The organism is Nitrosospira sp. Nsp11 (genome assembly GCF_900142705.1).
Classification (GTDB): domain Bacteria; phylum Pseudomonadota; class Gammaproteobacteria; order Burkholderiales; family Nitrosomonadaceae; genus Nitrosospira.
Genome location: NZ_FRBV01000001.1, coordinates 499,764 through 515,882 on the forward strand (window position 1 = coordinate 499,764; position 16,119 = coordinate 515,882).

11 protein-coding genes are annotated in these 16,119 nt (G+C 54.6%); 4 read left to right on the forward strand and 7 right to left on the reverse strand.

The genetic code is table 11. The features are described from left to right. The first annotated feature begins 384 nt into the window (after positions 1-384). The 4 genes from BUA28_RS02500 (at position 385) to rsmA (ending at position 6,416) form a co-directional block, all read left to right on the forward strand. Entirely contained in the window at positions 385-3,165 is a 2,781-nt protein-coding gene (locus tag BUA28_RS02500) for an LPS-assembly protein LptD (protein ID WP_072766542.1), read from the forward strand. A gap of 86 nt (positions 3,166-3,251) precedes the next feature. Further along, positions 3,252-4,592, forward strand: a complete 1,341-nt coding sequence (locus tag BUA28_RS02505) for a peptidylprolyl isomerase (RefSeq protein WP_072766543.1) — start codon at positions 3,252-3,254, stop codon at positions 4,590-4,592. Positions 4,593-4,611: 19 nt separating this feature from the next. Beyond that, on the forward strand, positions 4,612-5,592 hold the full coding sequence (gene pdxA / locus BUA28_RS02510) for a 4-hydroxythreonine-4-phosphate dehydrogenase PdxA (protein ID WP_072766544.1): 981 nt from the start codon (positions 4,612-4,614) through the stop codon (positions 5,590-5,592). Between the two features lie 53 nt (positions 5,593-5,645). After that, the gene (gene rsmA, locus BUA28_RS02515; protein ID WP_083569832.1) at positions 5,646-6,416 is read left to right on the forward strand and encodes a 16S rRNA (adenine(1518)-N(6)/adenine(1519)-N(6))-dimethyltransferase RsmA; all 771 of its coding nucleotides are present in this window, start codon (positions 5,646-5,648) and stop codon (positions 6,414-6,416) included. Between the two features lie 55 nt (positions 6,417-6,471). Here the strand turns inward: rsmA and BUA28_RS02520 are convergent, their stop codons facing one another. The 7 genes from BUA28_RS02520 to BUA28_RS02550 all read right to left on the reverse strand — a co-directional run bounded on the left by BUA28_RS02520 (position 6,472) and on the right by BUA28_RS02550 (position 16,111). Next, positions 6,472-6,891 (reverse strand): DCC1-like thiol-disulfide oxidoreductase family protein, encoded by a 420-nt coding sequence (locus BUA28_RS02520; RefSeq protein ID WP_072766546.1) that lies wholly within the window; start codon positions 6,889-6,891, stop codon positions 6,472-6,474. Between the two features lie 163 nt (positions 6,892-7,054). Then, positions 7,055-8,872 (reverse strand): dihydrolipoyl dehydrogenase, encoded by a 1,818-nt coding sequence (gene lpdA, locus BUA28_RS02525; RefSeq protein WP_072766547.1) that lies wholly within the window; start codon positions 8,870-8,872, stop codon positions 7,055-7,057. A 57-nt stretch (positions 8,873-8,929) separates the two neighbouring features. After that, complete coding sequence (locus tag BUA28_RS02530; protein ID WP_072766548.1) at positions 8,930-10,195, reverse strand: glutamate-5-semialdehyde dehydrogenase; 1,266 nt, start codon at positions 10,193-10,195, stop codon at positions 8,930-8,932. Positions 10,196-10,270: 75 nt separating this feature from the next. Continuing rightward, a complete protein-coding gene (gene holA / locus BUA28_RS02535; protein WP_072766549.1) occupies positions 10,271-11,281 on the reverse strand; it encodes a DNA polymerase III subunit delta in 1,011 nt (336 codons plus the stop codon). Between the two features lie 41 nt (positions 11,282-11,322). After that, entirely contained in the window at positions 11,323-11,811 is a 489-nt protein-coding gene (gene lptE, locus BUA28_RS02540) for an LPS-assembly lipoprotein LptE (RefSeq protein ID WP_072766550.1), read from the reverse strand. A gap of 87 nt (positions 11,812-11,898) precedes the next feature. Further along, entirely contained in the window at positions 11,899-14,496 is a 2,598-nt protein-coding gene (gene leuS / locus BUA28_RS02545; RefSeq protein ID WP_072766551.1) for a leucine--tRNA ligase, read from the reverse strand. Between the two features lie 244 nt (positions 14,497-14,740). Next, complete coding sequence (locus BUA28_RS02550; RefSeq protein ID WP_072766552.1) at positions 14,741-16,111, reverse strand: Do family serine endopeptidase; 1,371 nt, start codon at positions 16,109-16,111, stop codon at positions 14,741-14,743. Positions 16,112-16,119: the final 8 nt, after the last annotated feature.

Sequence of the window (16,119 nt, forward strand, 5' to 3'; positions counted from 1 at the left end):
ACCTGGCAAGCCAATCAATGCTGCAAATATTCTCATGCAGACATATGCATTAACAAGAGCTTGGGGCGTATACCCGAAGTGCGATGACGCTGCATTCGCGGTTCCGTTGCAAACCGATGACTCGGGGCTTGGATATTGTTACTCTTAGCCGGCATAGCTTATCTTCTGTTTTTTGTTACACTTACAGCTTTGCCCCCCGTTAACTCATCATCAAGGCCAGCTGAGTCGCAGGCTCAATGCAAAACATCCCTCGATTTTTACAAGCCTGGTTCAAATACGCTACGTGCTCTCTCGCTTCGATATCTGTAATACGAGACTTATAAATCTGAAAACGGAAATTCATCCGTATCAAGAAGATTTCCTCTTCAGGCTGAATATCCTCAAATGAAATCGCGTTTTTCCCGCCCCATTTGCTGGTCAGTTCTTTTGTTTTGCCTTGCATACGATGCGCGCGCAGATACGCCGTCGCCTGCCTCCGAAAGCAAAGCGCCGCCCGCCCGCACAACCAGTGACAACAAGCCTTCGCTTATCGACACAGAACACATACAGGGCCGCCATGAATATGAGGCTGAAGCCAGGGGCGAGGCTGAGCTGCGGCGTGACCGTCTGCGCTCAGCCGAACAAATGAAAGGTCGTCAAAAAACCGATGATAAGGCACTCGGAACTAACGCATCCACTGAACAACCCGGTAGCACTGCGGAAGGCGCTCAAACCAAGCCGAAGCAGAACTATACACGATCACCGGCAGAAGAAAATGAGTCTGCTTTGGGCGGCTCGTCCATAGAAACGGAAATGGGTGAAAACGGGACTGCTCGCGCCCGAACTGGGCGCCCATCAGGTCATATGGCGGAAGAAGATGAAGCCAGGCTGCGCGGCAGCACACGGCCGGATTCCGCCAGCGTAACGGCTGGCGCCAAGCCGGATAAAAGCGCTTCGACTTTTACCGAGGCTCAACATATCCATGGACACCTGGCACAGGAGGGTGAAGCAAAACTGCGGCTCGGAGGACAAGCCGAGCCTGAGGCTGAGGTCGAAGTGGCGACGGCCGAAATGGACACAGCAGCAAAAAAAACCAAACCTGTATTCGTTGCAGCTGAGCGAGTACAAGGGCACTCAGGCAAGGAAATCGAGGCGATAGGCAAGGCTGAGCTGTCTAACGGTGATCAGCTCATCTCCGCCGAGCGATTGAAATACAATCAGGAGACGGACGATGCGGAGGCCGAAGGCGGCGTGCGTGTCGAACAACGCGGCGATATATTGGAGGGCTCGCAGCTCAAGTTCAACCTCTTGAGCAAAACGGGACAGTTGAGCCAGCCCAACTATCGCTTGAAAGATGCCAGCAGCCGGGGCTATGCCGAGACGCTGCTCTTTGAGGGCGAGAACCAATATCGGCTAAAAAAGGCAACCTATACCACATGCCCGGCCGGGGACGACGACTGGTTTCTTCAGGTGGCCAATCTCGAGCTCGACGATAAGACAAAAAAAGGCACGGCCAGAGCGGTTAAACTCACATTTCTGGACGTTCCCATATTGTATACGCCCTGGATGAATTTTTCATATAGCGGACAGCGCAAGTCCGGCTTGCTCGCTCCCTTGTACGGTGTCAATGCCAAAACCGGCCTTGAACTCACTGTGCCTTTCTACTGGAATATTGCCCCCAATTATGATGCGACAGTCTCGGCACGCCTGATGTCCAAGCGTGGCGTCGCATTTAACAACGAGTTACGCTATCTGGGCGAGAACTCAAGCGGCACTTTATTGGCTGACGTATTGCCACGCGACCTGAGCACCGGGCAAACCCGCTGGCGCACGTCCCTCTTCCATAACTATAACCTGGGCTACGGCTTCTCCACCCGAATCGACTATAACCAGGTTTCCGATGACACCTATTTCCGCGATCTGGGCAACAGCCTGAACCTCACTTCTCGGACCAATCTGTTGCAGCAGGGCGTAGTGTCCTACAACCGCGCCTTGGGAGACGATGGCACGCTGAATTTCAGCTCGTTGGTACAAAGCTTTCAGACTATCCAGGATCCTCGCGCGCCTATTGCCGTCCCGTACAAGCGCCTGCCCCAGTTCACAGTCGCCGCGAACAAACCGGATGTTTTCGGCATGGACCTGAATCTTATCGGCAGCTGGTCAAATTTTTCGCATCCCACGCAAATAAACGGCACTCGCCTGGTGCTCTTTCCCAGCGTTAGCTACCCTCTTCGCAACTCATTTGGCTACATCACCCCGAAGATCGGGGTACACCATACCCGATATAACCTCGACGCTACCGCCTCGCCGGATTCGAATCCTAATCGTACCATCCCGATGTTCAGCGTCGACAGCGGGATTGCGTTTGACCGCGGGATATCGCTGGGGGGCGAGCGCTTCACTCAAACGCTCGAGCCACGCTTGTTCTACGTATATGTGCCGTTTCGCGACCAGAGCCATCTGCCCAACTTCGACTCCGCCAGGACGGACTTCAGCTTCGCTCAGATGTTGACCGAAAACCGCTTTAGCGGCAGCGACCGCATTAATGATGCGAATCAGGTGACGTTGGCGCTCACATCGCGCCTGATCGCGCCCAGTTCGGGCAGGGAAGTGGTGCGTGTCACCGTTGGCCAGCAGCTGAGCTTCATTGATCGCAGGATAGTATTGGAGGCGCCAGGAACGATAAACCGTCGCCCGGATTTTGTTGCTGCGGTGACGGGGTTTATAACGCCGACAATCAGTACCGATTCAAGCGTGCAATATGACCAGACCCAGTTCATGGTCGACGTCGTACGCTCGGGCTTGAGCTATCGCCCCGAGCCTGGCAGGGTAGTCAATGTCGGTTATCGGTTTACGCGTGACGTGCTGCATCAGGTTGATGCCTCAAGCCAGTGGCGTTGGTCGGAAAAATGGCAAACTGTCGCGCGTCTGAATTACTCGCTGCAGGATCAGAGAATTCTGGAAGGACTGGCGGGACTTGAGTATAATGCGTGCTGCTGGTCGTTGCGGTTCGTACTCCAGCATCTCATCACCGCCACCCAGAAAACCACGACGGCGGCTTTTTTGCAGCTCGAGTTGAACGGGCTGATGCAAATCGGATCGAACCCGCTAAATGTCCTGCAACGCAGCATTCCGGGGTATACCAGAACGGGTGTCCCGGGAAACAGTCTCATGGAAAGTCCATAAACGGGGGTCCTGCACCGTTATTCTTCGCGTTAAGCGTCATTCATCCCTCTATATTCTCTCTATATTCTCTAATAGCGCTTATTCACATGGGTACGAAATTTTTGTTGCGTTCCCCTGTCCTGATGGCATTGCTGGCCACTGGAATGATTGTTGCCCAGCAGCACGCCCATTCAGGCAGCGTCGAGACCATCGATCATATCGTCGCGGTTGTGAATGAGAATGTGATTACGCGCCACGAACTGGACGAGGTGCTCAGCGCCACGCTCAAACAGTTGCAGAAGCAGGGCGTGCAGCCTCCTCCACCCGCCATTCTCGAAAAGCAGATTCTGGACCGTATTATCGTCAATCGGGTGCAGTTACAACTCGCGAAAGAAACCGGCTTGACGGTAAGCGATACTGAGCTCGATCAAACGCTGCGCCGCATCGCGCAGGAAAACAAGATGTCATTAACGGAATTTATCAGCGCGCTCGAGCAGGATGGCGTCTCTTTCAATAGATTTCGGGATGAAATCCGGGATGAGATCATTTTGGTGCGACTGAAAGAACGTGAAGTAAGTAACAGGGTAAGCGTGTCAGAAGGGGAGGTAGATAATTATCTGGAAACCCAGGAAATTTCGTCCGGAAATAATGATGAATATCGCATTGCGCATATTCTGGTAACGATACCTGAGAACGCAACCCCCTCACAAACCGAAGCTCGGCGGCTGCGAGCGGAAGCCGCCCTGGCGCTCTTGAAGAACGGCACTGAATTTGCCCAGGTCGCCGCAGAATACTCCGACGCTCCCGATGCGATGACGGGCGGGTTACTTGACTGGCGGCCCGCTGCCCAATTGACGAAAAAATTTGCCGAGCTGCTGACCCCGATGAAACCCGGCGGAATCACACCGATCGTTTCAAGCCCGGGTGGGCTTCATATTCTCAAACTGGTCGACCGCCGTAGTCCGCAAGGGGCCGTAACAGTGGTGGATCAGACCCATGTTCGCCACATTCTTGTAAAAATCAGCGAGCTTACATCTGAAGCCGATGCGAGACGGCGGGTATCCGAGTTGAAAGAACGCTTGGACCATGGCGGCAGTTTTGAGGAACTGGCGAAACTTCATTCTGAAGATTCCGCATCCTCCTCTGGAGGTGATCTGGGCTGGGTCTCGCCAGGCGACACCGTACCGGAATTCGAACAGGCCATGAACGCCCTTGAACCTAATCAGGTTAGTGAACCGGTACAGTCCCCGTTTGGCTGGCATTTGATCCAGGTTCTTGCGCGCCGCTCGCAGGATGTCAGCCAGGAGCGACAGCGGCAAACGGCACGCCAGTCCATCCGGACGCGCAAAGCGGACGAAGCGTTTCAGGATTGGCTGCAGCGGTTGCGTGATCGCGCGTACGTCGAATATCGGCTGGAGGAAGGACAGGATCGGCACGCCGCTGAATAAAACCACGCCCCTTGAGGGGATGGAAGGGCTGAAGCTTGCTCTCACCGCGGGAGAACCCGCGGGGATCGGTCCCGATCTGTGTGTGCAAATGGCTCAACTGGATTTGCCATACAATCTGGTTGTCATTGCTGATCGTCATTTGTTGCGGGAGCGCGCCCGGCTGCTACAGCTCCCGCTGAAGATGACGGACTACTCGCCCGACATTGAGGTTAAGCACAAGACTGGCCGGTTGCAGGTACTGCACGTACCGCTGGCCAAACGGCCGACCCCCGGAAAACTTGAATCAGCCAATGCGCGCTACGTGCTAAAAACGCTGGAACGCGCCGTTGAGGGATGCGGCAATGGTGAATTCAATGCAATGGTAACCGGCCCGGTACATAAAGGCATCATAAACGATGCTGGCATCGCCTTCACCGGCCACACGGAGTACCTGGCACAACTGACCAACAGCCGGGTAGTAATGATGCTCGTTGGCGGCGGCATGCGCGTAACGCTGGCAACCACCCATTTGCCCCTTAAGGATGTGGCTGCGGCGATCACGCGGGAGATGCTGGAGCAGAAACTGCGCATCATTTGGCATGATTTGATCGCACGCTTTGCGATTCCCATGCCGCGCATCGCCGTAGCCGGGTTGAATCCTCATGCGGGTGAATCAGGTCATCTTGGCAGAGAAGAGATAGAAACCATTATTCCGGCGCTGGATAAGCTGCGCGCCGAGGGCATGGATTTGATCGGTCCGCTGCCAGCCGATACCTTGTTTAATCCACCAAAGCTGAAGAATTACGACTGCATATTCGCGATGTATCACGACCAGGGCCTACCGGTGCTGAAGTACGCGAGCTTTGGCAGCGCTGTCAACGTGACATTGGGACTGCCCCTCATCCGCACTTCGGTTGACCATGGCACTGCCCTTGACCTGGCAGGAACCGGCCGCGCCGATCCGGGCAGTTTGATCGCGGCAATTGAAATGGCCGCGATGTTAGCCGGAAATCGGAAATAGAATCTTCGAAGGATAGCGTCGGCCTGCGCGCGCGCATCCGCGTTGTCGGATAAATCATGCACATTCCCCGTAAGCGCTTCGGCCAGAATTTTCTGGTTGATTCCCAGATCGTAATGGATATAGTCCGCGCTATCCATCCTTCCAGGGCCGACCTGCTGGTAGAGATCGGACCGGGACTGGGCGCATTGACGCGGCCCTTGTTGCAATCGCTCGATCATTTACAAGTCGTGGAAATTGACCGCGATATCGTCGAGCGTTTGCGCAGGGAGTTTTCTGAAAAGAAGTTGACGGTTTATTCGGCCGATGCATTGGAATTCGATTTTGCCGCTCTGGGAGAAAATCTGCGGGTTGTTGGAAACCTTCCCTACAATATTTCCACGCCTATCCTTTTTCATTTAAGTAAATTTGCGGGCAATATACGGGACATGCATTTCATGCTGCAAAAGGAAGTGGTCGCACGCATGGTGGCTGCACCCTCCACTCCGGATTACGGACGACTTTCGGTGATGCTGCAATGTCGCTTCCAGATGGAACAACTCTTCATCGTCCCACCCGAATGTTTCCACCCCGCCCCAAAGGTGGAGTCGGCGGTTGTTCGCATAATCCCACGTGGGGAATCACTGATTGAAGCCAGCAAGGAAAGGTTATTTGCAGGTATTGTTTCCGCCGCCTTTTCGCAGCGGCGCAAAACCTTGCGCAATACGCTGCACGCCCATCTCAAGCCGGAGGATTATCTGGCGCTGGATATCGATCCCATTTCACGGGCGGAGAATTTGTCGGTGGAGCAGTTTATAGCGATTGCAGGCCGCCTGGGGGAACGATAGCTTCCATAATGCAAACCCCGGCCTCATGGATTTACTTGTCGTCACCGAAGATAGCTCAGTCATCTCGAATAAAGCCACGCCGAGTGACCGCAAGAATCATGGAACGGGCGCATCGCATGATTGGATAGAGGCATTTCGCTACCCACTTGTACCTGAAGAGGTGGTAGTTGATCCAATTGAAGGCGTTCCCTGGGGTATCGATCAATGCAAGAAACCGGATTGCAGCAGCCCCCTGATAGCGGGCAGAACCGATTTCGACGATCATACCCGTGTTCAAGTTCATTCCCTCCGCTCCGAATTGTCGTGCCACAAGCGGGTATTCGCGAGCGTCGATCAGCTCCACGTTGAACGAGGCACGTATCCGAAGCAGCCTGACGTAACTGTTGCAAAACGGGCACGCCCCGTCGTAGTAGATATGAATATTCTTTGGCTCGGCCACCGAATCAATACCGATCAAGCCGTGAAAAATTTCCATTCCCACTGCTCAGCCCAGCATAGACAGAATTGATGGGAGTGTTGCGGCGAATGGCAACGCTCTGCAGACCAGAATGGATCAAGGAAATAAGATTCGATTGATTTGCGAGATTACGCTCCACCAGTACGTCACCCCTTGCATTCGCCGTCGGATGGTTGTCGTATCACCTCTTCGGCATATAAAGATCAGTTATCGTCCCTTCTGCAATCTCAGCTGCAAAAAACACCGTTTCAGATAGGGTCGGATGCGGATGAATGGTAAGGCCGATATCTTCCATATCTACGCCCATTTCCAGCGCCAGCACGGTTTCGGAGATCAGTTCGCCCGCGTTGACGCCTACTATGCCGGCACCGAGAATGCGTCGGGTTTTCTTGTCCAGCAATAGTTTGGTCAAGCCTTCATCACGCGCCATGGCCAGTGCACGGCCGCTTGCGGCCCACGGGAACGCCGCCTTTTCATATTCCACGCCTTGCTTTCTGGCTTCCGTTTCGGTTAATCCCATCCAGGCAATTTCCGGATCCGTGTAAGCTACCGATGGAATGGCGCGTGCGTCGAACGCCGCATTTTTCATTTTTTCTCCACCGGCAATGATTTCCGCGGCAAGCTTGCCTTCGTGCGTGGCTTTGTGCGCCAGCATGGGTTCACCGACGATGTCGCCGATTGCGAAAATATGCGGCACATTGGTGCGCAACTGCTTATCCACCGAAATGAAGCCGCGCTCACTCACGTTGACGCCGGCACGCTCGGCACCGATATCGCGTCCGTTGGGACGGCGACCTACCGCCATGAGAATGCGGTCGTATGTTTGCGGCTCTGGCGTAGCGCTTGAGTTCTGTCCCTCAAATGTAACTTTCAGTCCATTTTCTTGGGACTCGATTCCGGTAACCCTGGTTTTCAGATAGATGGCTTCATAGCGCTTCTGTATGCGTTTGTGCAGCGGTTTGATAAGGTCCGAATCCGCGCCAGGAATCAATTGATCCATCAATTCGACCACGCTCACTTTCGAACCCAGTGCGTCATAAACCGTCGCCATTTCCAGGCCGATTATGCCACCGCCAATGATGAGCATGCGCTTTGGAATTTCCTCCAGCTTCAATGCGCCGGTTGAATCGACGATGCGGGGATCATCATATGGGAAACCGGGAATGCGTGCCGCGCTTGAGCCCGCGGCAATAATGCAATGTTCAAACGACACATTTTTCTGACCGTCGGCTGTTTCCACCTGCATCATATTGGGCGAGATGAACTTGCCGATGCCTCGCACAACCTCGACCTTGCGCTTCTGCGCGAGCCCCGACAATCCTTTTGTGAGCTTGCCGGTGATGGAATCCTTCCATTTTCGCAGCTTGTCTATTTCTATGCCGGGCTTGCCAAAAACAATGCCCTGCTGAGCCGTTTCCTCGGCATCGGTAATAACTTTTGCCACATGCAGCAGCGCCTTGGAAGGAATACAGCCGACATTGAGGCACACGCCGCCCAGCGTTGGGTAACGCTCGATCAATACCACTTTCTTGCCAAGATCGGCGGCGCGAAACGCAGCGGTGTAGCCGCCCGGGCCCGCGCCCAGCACCACGATATCGGCGTGGATGTCGCCGCGCGGCACAACGGTGGTGGAATTATCTACTGCAGGTTCCGGGTGGACGACAACGGGTGAACCACGCTCTCCTTCGTCTTTTTTCAGAGCAAGCGTGGCATCCGGAGAAGCTTTTTTGTCGGGCTCAGCTGTTCCCATCGCTGATGCCGCCGCCTCCAGCATCAATATGACTGATCCTTCTGAAACCTTATCGCCGAGCTTGACGTTGATTTCCTTCACAATGCCGGCTTGAGGCGAAGGAATTTCCATCGCCGCCTTTTCGGTTTCGAGCGTGATAAGCGGCGTTTCCTTTTCCACCGCCTCGCCCGGTTTCACCAGGATTTCGATAACGGGAACATCCTTGAAGTCACCGATATCGGGGATTTTGATTTCGCTAAGTTGAGCCATGACAACCTTGATCTGAGGGAAAAAACTGAGCTCCCTGGTGGAAGTTTATTACCAGGTCTATTGCCTGACCTGCCCGTCACCCAGCACAATGAATTTCTGGCTGGTCAGCCCTTCCAGCCCCACCGGGCCACGGGCGTGTATTTTGTCGGTCGAGATGCCTATTTCCGCACCAAGGCCATACTCGAACCCATCGGCAAAGCGTGTGGAAGCATTCACCATCACCGAACTGGAATCCACCTCGCGCAGGAAACGGCGGGCGCGGCCATAGTCTTCGGTAATGATCGAATCGGTATGCTGCGAGCCATAAACGGCAATGTGCTCGATAGCCTGATCCAATCCGCTTACCACACGTATGCTGAGAATCGGCGCGAGATACTCGGTGTGCCAGTCTTCTTCCGTCGCTTCGCTCATCTGGGGAATAATGGCGCGAGAAGCGGCATCGCCGCGAAGTTCCACACCCTTATCCAGATAGATTTGGCACAGGGGTGGTAATACTTCCCCGGCGATGGCCTCATGCACCAGCAATGTTTCCATGGTGTTGCAAGTGCCGTAGCGCTGTGTTTTCGCGTTGTCTGCAACACAAATAGCTTTCGCCAGATCGGCGCCATCATCGATATAAACGTGACAGACACCATGCAAATGCTTGATGACCGGAATACGCGCTTCGTTGGAGATACGTTCGATCAGCCCCTTGCCCCCGCGCGGCACGATTACGTCGACGAATTCTTTCATGGTAATGAGCTCGCCCACGGCCGCCCTATCCGTGGTTTCGATTATCTGTATCGCCGTTTCCGGCAGCCCGGCAGCTTTCAACCCTTCCTTCACGCAAGCTGCGATAGCCTGATTACTACGGATCGCTTCCGATCCGCCGCGCAGTATCGCCGCATTGCCTGCCTTGAGGCATAATCCCGCCGCGTCCGCCGTAACATTGGGCCGCGCTTCATAAATGATGCCGATCACGCCAAGCGGCACGCGCATTTTTCCGACCTGGATGCCTGCGGGACGGTACTTCAGATCGCTGATCTCGCCAACCGGATCGGGCAGCGCCACAATTTGCAACAGACCTTCCGCCATGCTCGCAATGCTTTTGGAAGTGAGCGTCAAGCGATCGATCAAGGCTGGTTCCAACCCTCGGATTTTCGCGTTGTCCACGTCCCCGGCATTTGCGGCCAGCAGTTGCTGCTCGTCACGCTTGATGGCTAAAGCCATGAGCGTGAGCGCGCGGTTTTTGTCGGCGGGCTCCGCCTTGGCCATCAGACGTGATGCGGTGCGAGCCTCACGTCCTATTGATTGCATGTAAGTCTTGATGTCAATGATGTCCATGCCACAGTTCCATTTAGACAATGAATTAATAGGTGCGCAATTCTAGCGATATAAGCCTAGAACGACCCAATGTTGCTAATGCTTGGTAACCGCGAAGCGCAACCCCAACTGCAGTAATTCATCCCACGCATCACCCTTCGCAACGCCCTTGCTGATCCTGTCTATTTTCGCAGCATGCATCAAGGCCGACACCAACGGTTTGAGATCAAGGCGCCTGGCAGCGCTTTCCATTGCTTTTTGTTGATCCCCCCAGGCTCTTATCTGGCTCATCAGTTGCGTGAGAGGCCTGCCGGAATCCAATCCTTTACGAATCATTATCAACGAGCGTATTTGTCCCGCAAGGGTGTTCACAATCAGCGGCAACGCCGCGCCCTCGCCCTGCAAACCTTCCAGCATGCGGGCATAACGCACGGTTTCCCCCGCCATCAGTGCATCTGATAACTTGAAAACGTCGTAACGTGCCACATCCAGTACCGCATCTTTCACCTGCTCGAAGGACAACACCCCAGGCGGATAAAGCAATGCAAGCTTCTTGAGTTCCTGATAAGCTGCGATCAGGTTACCCTCAACCTTGTCAGCCAAAAACCGCACGGTTTCCGGGTCCGCTTTCTGCGCTTGCATGTCCAGGCGCTGGCCGATCCACATGGGTAGCCGGGTGCGTTCAACTGGATAGACCGGAACCATCACACCCGCGCCTTCAAGCGCTTTGAACCACTTGGTTGCCGCACCCTGCTTGTCGATTCTGGGCAAAGTGACGAGCGTGACGGTATGGGGGGGCAGCGAACGGCAATATCCCTCTATTACCGCACTGCCCGGATTCCCCGGTTTACCGGACGGAATGCGTATATCCATTATACGTCTTTCACCAAATAGCGACAGACTACTGCTGCGCTGCTGCAGATCCGTCCAGTTAAAATGATGGTCTACGGCAAAAATCTCACGCTCGATATAGCCTGCCTGATACGCCTTGGCACGAATCAGATCCGCAGCCTCGATAATCAGCAGCAGCTCGTCGCCAAATACCGTGTAGAGCGGCGCAACCTGCTTCCGAAGATGCTGGGAAAGGTTATCGGGGGTAATACGCATGGCATTCCTTTATGGCACGCGAGTCTGCCATCCTTGCCCCATTAACCTTCCGCTACCTTAACCGCCTCCAGTCGCCGCACGATCTGCGCTGCGGAATCGCTTTGCATTTCTCTGACGAGCATCGCCTCCTCGCCCTCTTTACCCACTACTTGCGCATCGGTATAAGGGAGAATGCGACGCAATGCAATCTCGCTCGTAGGGATGAGTTCTTCTCCCTTGGCATTGATGAGGCGAAATGAAATCCGATAGAAGAGTTCAAATTCCCGCACCCGTCCGCCTCCCGATACCGACATGATTTGCTTGTCATTCGTCACGCTGACAATTTCCAGTATGGCCTGGGCATTTTTCGGCTTGTCAATAATGCGGGTAGTGGTACTGGCCTTAATGAGGCGCCGCAGATCAGTACCGATAGGATGCCCTGCGGGGAATGATATATAGAGCGTTTCGAACGGCAGTTTAGCCTGGCCGCGCAACTGAAAACCACAGGCAGCCAGAAAGAAACAGAATACAACCAGCAGAACTTTTTTCATGCGGCATCCTCACATTCAGTTTCAGGAACCTCTGAACAGGCCCGCAAAGTGCCGTTGCGCCCGCGTCGGGCTTGTTCAGGAATTTCTTCAGACAACGATGTTCACCAATCTACCCGGCACGACCACGATCTTCTTGATCTCACCAGTTACGAATTTACGCACCTGCTCGCTTTCCAGCGCAAAACGCTCGATGGCCGCGGATTCCGTATCTCTGGCAACGCGTATTTTGCCGCGCAGTTTGCCGTTGACCTGGACTATCAGTTCAATCTCATCCTGGATAAGCGCCATGCTATCGACTTCCGGCCAGGACTGATCTAGGAGTTCGGTTCCCGGCTTAAGTTCACGCCATAGGGCGTGACAGATGTGGGGAATGATGGGTGATAACAGTAATACAATGCTTTCCATCGCCTCCTGCATCAGGCCGCGCGCAGCCGGGCTGGGATCCTGCAGTTTTCCAAGCGCGTTCATTAACTCCATCACGGCTGCGATGGCGGTATTGAAGGTGTGTCGCCTGCCCAGATCATCGCCAACCTTGGCGATAGTTTGATGCAATTGGTAACGCAAGGATTGCATTTCCGGACCGAGGTCTTCATTTTGGGCCGAACGGTCAATCGGCCCGCCTTGCTGTAGATGTTCGTAAACCTGTTTCCATAACCGCTTCAGAAAGCGGAATGCGCCATCTATCCCGGCATCTGCCCATTCGAGGGTCTGCTCGGGCGGGCTCGCGAACATCATGAACAGCCTTGCGGTGTCGGCTCCGTATTGTTCCACCAGTTTTTGCGGATCGACGCCGTTATTCCTGGATTTCGACATGGTGCCGATCCCACCCAACTCCACCGGTTGACCATCCGTGCGCAGCAACGCGCCAATGCGTCGACCTTGCTCATCGGTTTGAATATCGACGTCCACCGGATTGAAGTAGACAATGCGCCCGGTTTCCGTTTTTCGAAACATGATCTCGTTCAAAACCATGCCCTGGGTCAGCAGGTTGGCGAAGGGCTCGTCGAACGCGACCAACCCGAGATCGTGCATGACCTTGCTCCAGAAGCGAGAGTAGAGGAGATGCAAAATGGCGTGTTCGATGCCGCCGATGTATTGGTCCACCGGCAACCAGTAATCCACACGCGCATCGACCATGCTCTTGTTCTGGTCGGCACAGGCGTAGCGGGTGTAATACCACGAGGAATCGACGAAAGTATCCATGGTGTCTGTTTCCCGCCGTGCTGGCTTGCCGCAGCGGGGACATTGACACGCGTAAAATGATGGGGTCTTCGCTAACGGGTTGCCGGAGCCATCCGGCACAAGATTGTCCGGAAGCACGACGGGAAGCTGGTCATCGGGTACCGGTACCACACCACACGCATCACAATAAATGAGAGGAATAGGGCAGCCCCAGTAACGCTGACGTGAAATGCCCCAATCGCGGAGGCGGTAGTGCACACGTTTTTCACCCAATCCCTTATGCTGCAATGCCGCCGCGATTGCATCCACAGCCGCTTGAAATACAAGACCGGAAAATTCGCCTGAATCAAACGTAAGACCGTACTCCACGTACGCTTGCGCAAGCGGCATTCCCAGATCGGAATCAACTGGCTTGATCACCGGCTTGATCGGTAGAAAATATTTGGTTGCGAACTCAAAATCACGTTCGTCGTGGGCCGGCACCGCCATTACCGCGCCTTCGCCGTAACCCATGAGTACGTAATTGGCTATCCATACCGGAAGTTTTGCACCGGTCAGCGGATGGATGACAAACAGCCCCGTGTCCATGCCTTTCTTTTCCTGAGTCGCAATTTCTGCTTCCATGGTGGCGCCATGCTTGCACGCCTCGATGAACTCGCCAAGCTCAGACCTGTTTTCCGCCGCATATAGCGCAACAGGATGTTCCGCTGCCACAGCAACATAAGTTGCGCCCAGCAGCGTATCCGCGCGTGTCGTAAAAACCTTCAGTGCTTGGGGCATGCCGGACTCGGCGTCGGCAGGAAACGTCACATCCACCCCGAAGCTCTTGCCGATCCAGTTTGCCTGCATGGTCTTTACCCGCTCAGGCCAACCGGGGAGCGTATCCAATGTTTCCAGCAGTTCATCGGCATACGCGGTAATTTTCATGTAATACATCGGGATTTCGCGCTTTTCCACCAGTGCGCCGGTGCGCCACCCCCGTCCGTCTATGACCTGCTCATTGGCCAGCACCGTCTGATCGACCGGGTCCCAGTTGACCGTGCCGGTCGTTCTGTAAGCCAGTCCTTTTTCCAGCATTCGGAGAAACAGCCATTGATTCCACCGGTAGTACTCTGGAGTACAGGTTGCAAGCTCGCGGCTCCAGTCGATGGCCAGACCCAGACTCTGCAGCTGCTTGCGCATGTAAGCGATGTTATCGTGCGTCCACTTCGCCGGCGGCACATTGTTCTGCATCGCCGCATTCTCCGCAGGCAAACCGAAAGCATCCCAGCCCATAGGTTGCAGAACGTTGTAACCCAGCATGCGGCGATAGCGTGACAGCACGTCGCCAATCGTATAATTGCGTACGTGCCCCATATGCAGTTTACCCGATGGATAGGGAAACATGGAGAGACAGTAATATTTTTGCTTTCCAGGGATCTCTACAGCTTTGAACGCAGCGGTATCGTTCCAGTGCCGCTGGGCTTCCGCTTCGATTTCCTGTGGATGATATTTTTCCTGCATAAAATCCCGACTTTCCTGCCGCAAAACATGGAATTATACCGCGAACCAAAATTCCCCACGTTACGCATGTTGATTTACATCAAGATAAAAATTGCAGATTGCGTGCGATGCGCCCTGCGCTCTCCATCACGCTTCATCAAGTGCTGTCTGAAGAATTCATTCGGGCAAGGGATTAGACGCGAACGCTGCCGCCAGCCGGAATCGACTCCAACTGCTGCGGCAGCTCTTGTCCAGGACCATCGTTTTACTGGATTACGAGAGTGAGCCGGAAATCACCACGCAGCAGATTGAGAACAATGACATCTTCGCTCATTTGCAACACCGCCAGAAATTCCTGTACCGTGCGGATCTTTCTACGATTGACCCCGACAATGATATCGCCAGGCCTCAGACCATGCAGCCAGGCAGGACTATTTGCATCGGCCTTGGTCACCAGCACCCCTTCCACCTTACCACGTGGCGACCCGCTTTTGAGATTAGCCACCGTTGCGCCCGCGAGTTGAGGCACTGTTTCCGCCTCGGTGCCCGATTCATCAAGCGGCTTCGCGATCTTGAACTTCGCGTTAATAACTTTACCTTCCCTCAAGAGCTTTAGGCTTATCGTTTCGCCGATTGGCGTCATCCCTATCTTGTTGCGCAAATCGACAGAATTTCTTACGGGTCGCCCGTTAACCGCCGTCACCACGTCACGGGGCCGCAGGCCTGCCTTTTCCGCTGTCGAGTTAGGCTCGACTGTACTGATGATCGCACCTTCGGTGGAACGCAGCCCGAGGGATGCGGCCAAGTCGTAGGTAATGTCTTCGCCGCTCGCGCCCAGCCTGCCTCGACTCACTTCGCCAAAACGCACAATCTGATCGAGCACGGCCTTTACCATGACGCTGGGTATGGCGAGGCCGATGCCCACGTTGGCGCCGGATGGCCCTACAATAGCTGTGTTGATACCGATCAGCTCCCCCTTGAGATCGACCAGCGCGCCGCCGGAATTACCCGGATTGATGGAAGCATCGGTCTGTATGAAATCCTCATAACCCTCGATATCGAGCCCGCTTCTTCCCAGTGCGCTCACGATACCCGAGGTCACCGTCTGCCCCAGGCCAAACGGATTGCCGATCGCAACCACGAAGTCTCCTACGTTGAGCAACTCGGAATCGCCAAGGCGTAAAGCCTGCAGATCCTTTGCATCGATCTGCAGCACGGCGATATCCGTGCCCGGGTCCGTTCCCACCAGCTTCGCCTGGAACTGGCGTCGATCCTTGAGCGTGACCATCACCTGCCGGGCATTCTTTATCACATGATAATTTGTCACGACATACCCGTTTGCTGCGTCCACGATAACGCCGGACCCGGCACTACGCTCGGGGCGCGCCGCCTGATCGGGGAGATCGAAAAAACGGCGGAAAAACGGGTCGCGAAACAAGGGATTGTCTTCGATGGCGGAAGGCGTCAGCACGGAAATATTCACGACCGCCGGGGTTACGTCATGAAGTAGCGGCGCCAACGTAGGCAAGCCGTTTTTGCTGTTGGTGAATGGCACAGCGGAGTAGCCGGGCAACGCCACCGCCAGCAAAGCAATCAAACTGGTATGGAGTAAAATAATCCTGAAGGACTTTTGCATTGATAGAC

What these genes read in the sequence shown, in the direction of transcription:
- leuS (WP_072766551.1), bottom strand. Translation starts at nt 14,496, where the DNA reads ATGCAGGAAAAATATCATCCACAGGAAATCGAAGCGGAAGCCCAGCGG.
- pdxA (WP_072766544.1), top strand. Translation starts at nt 4,612, where the DNA reads ATGGAAGGGCTGAAGCTTGCTCTCACCGCGGGAGAACCCGCGGGGATC.
- lpdA (WP_072766547.1), bottom strand. Translation starts at nt 8,872, where the DNA reads ATGGCTCAACTTAGCGAAATCAAAATCCCCGATATCGGTGACTTCAAG.
- BUA28_RS02530 (WP_072766548.1), bottom strand. Translation starts at nt 10,195, where the DNA reads ATGGACATCATTGACATCAAGACTTACATGCAATCAATAGGACGTGAG.
- holA (WP_072766549.1), bottom strand. Translation starts at nt 11,281, where the DNA reads ATGCGTATTACCCCCGATAACCTTTCCCAGCATCTTCGGAAGCAGGTT.
- BUA28_RS02550 (WP_072766552.1), bottom strand. Translation starts at nt 16,111, where the DNA reads ATGCAAAAGTCCTTCAGGATTATTTTACTCCATACCAGTTTGATTGCT.
- BUA28_RS02505 (WP_072766543.1), top strand. Translation starts at nt 3,252, where the DNA reads ATGGGTACGAAATTTTTGTTGCGTTCCCCTGTCCTGATGGCATTGCTG.
- BUA28_RS02520 (WP_072766546.1), bottom strand. Translation starts at nt 6,891, where the DNA reads ATGGAAATTTTTCACGGCTTGATCGGTATTGATTCGGTGGCCGAGCCA.
- lptE (WP_072766550.1), bottom strand. Translation starts at nt 11,811, where the DNA reads ATGAAAAAAGTTCTGCTGGTTGTATTCTGTTTCTTTCTGGCTGCCTGT.
- BUA28_RS02500 (WP_072766542.1), top strand. Translation starts at nt 385, where the DNA reads ATGAAATCGCGTTTTTCCCGCCCCATTTGCTGGTCAGTTCTTTTGTTT.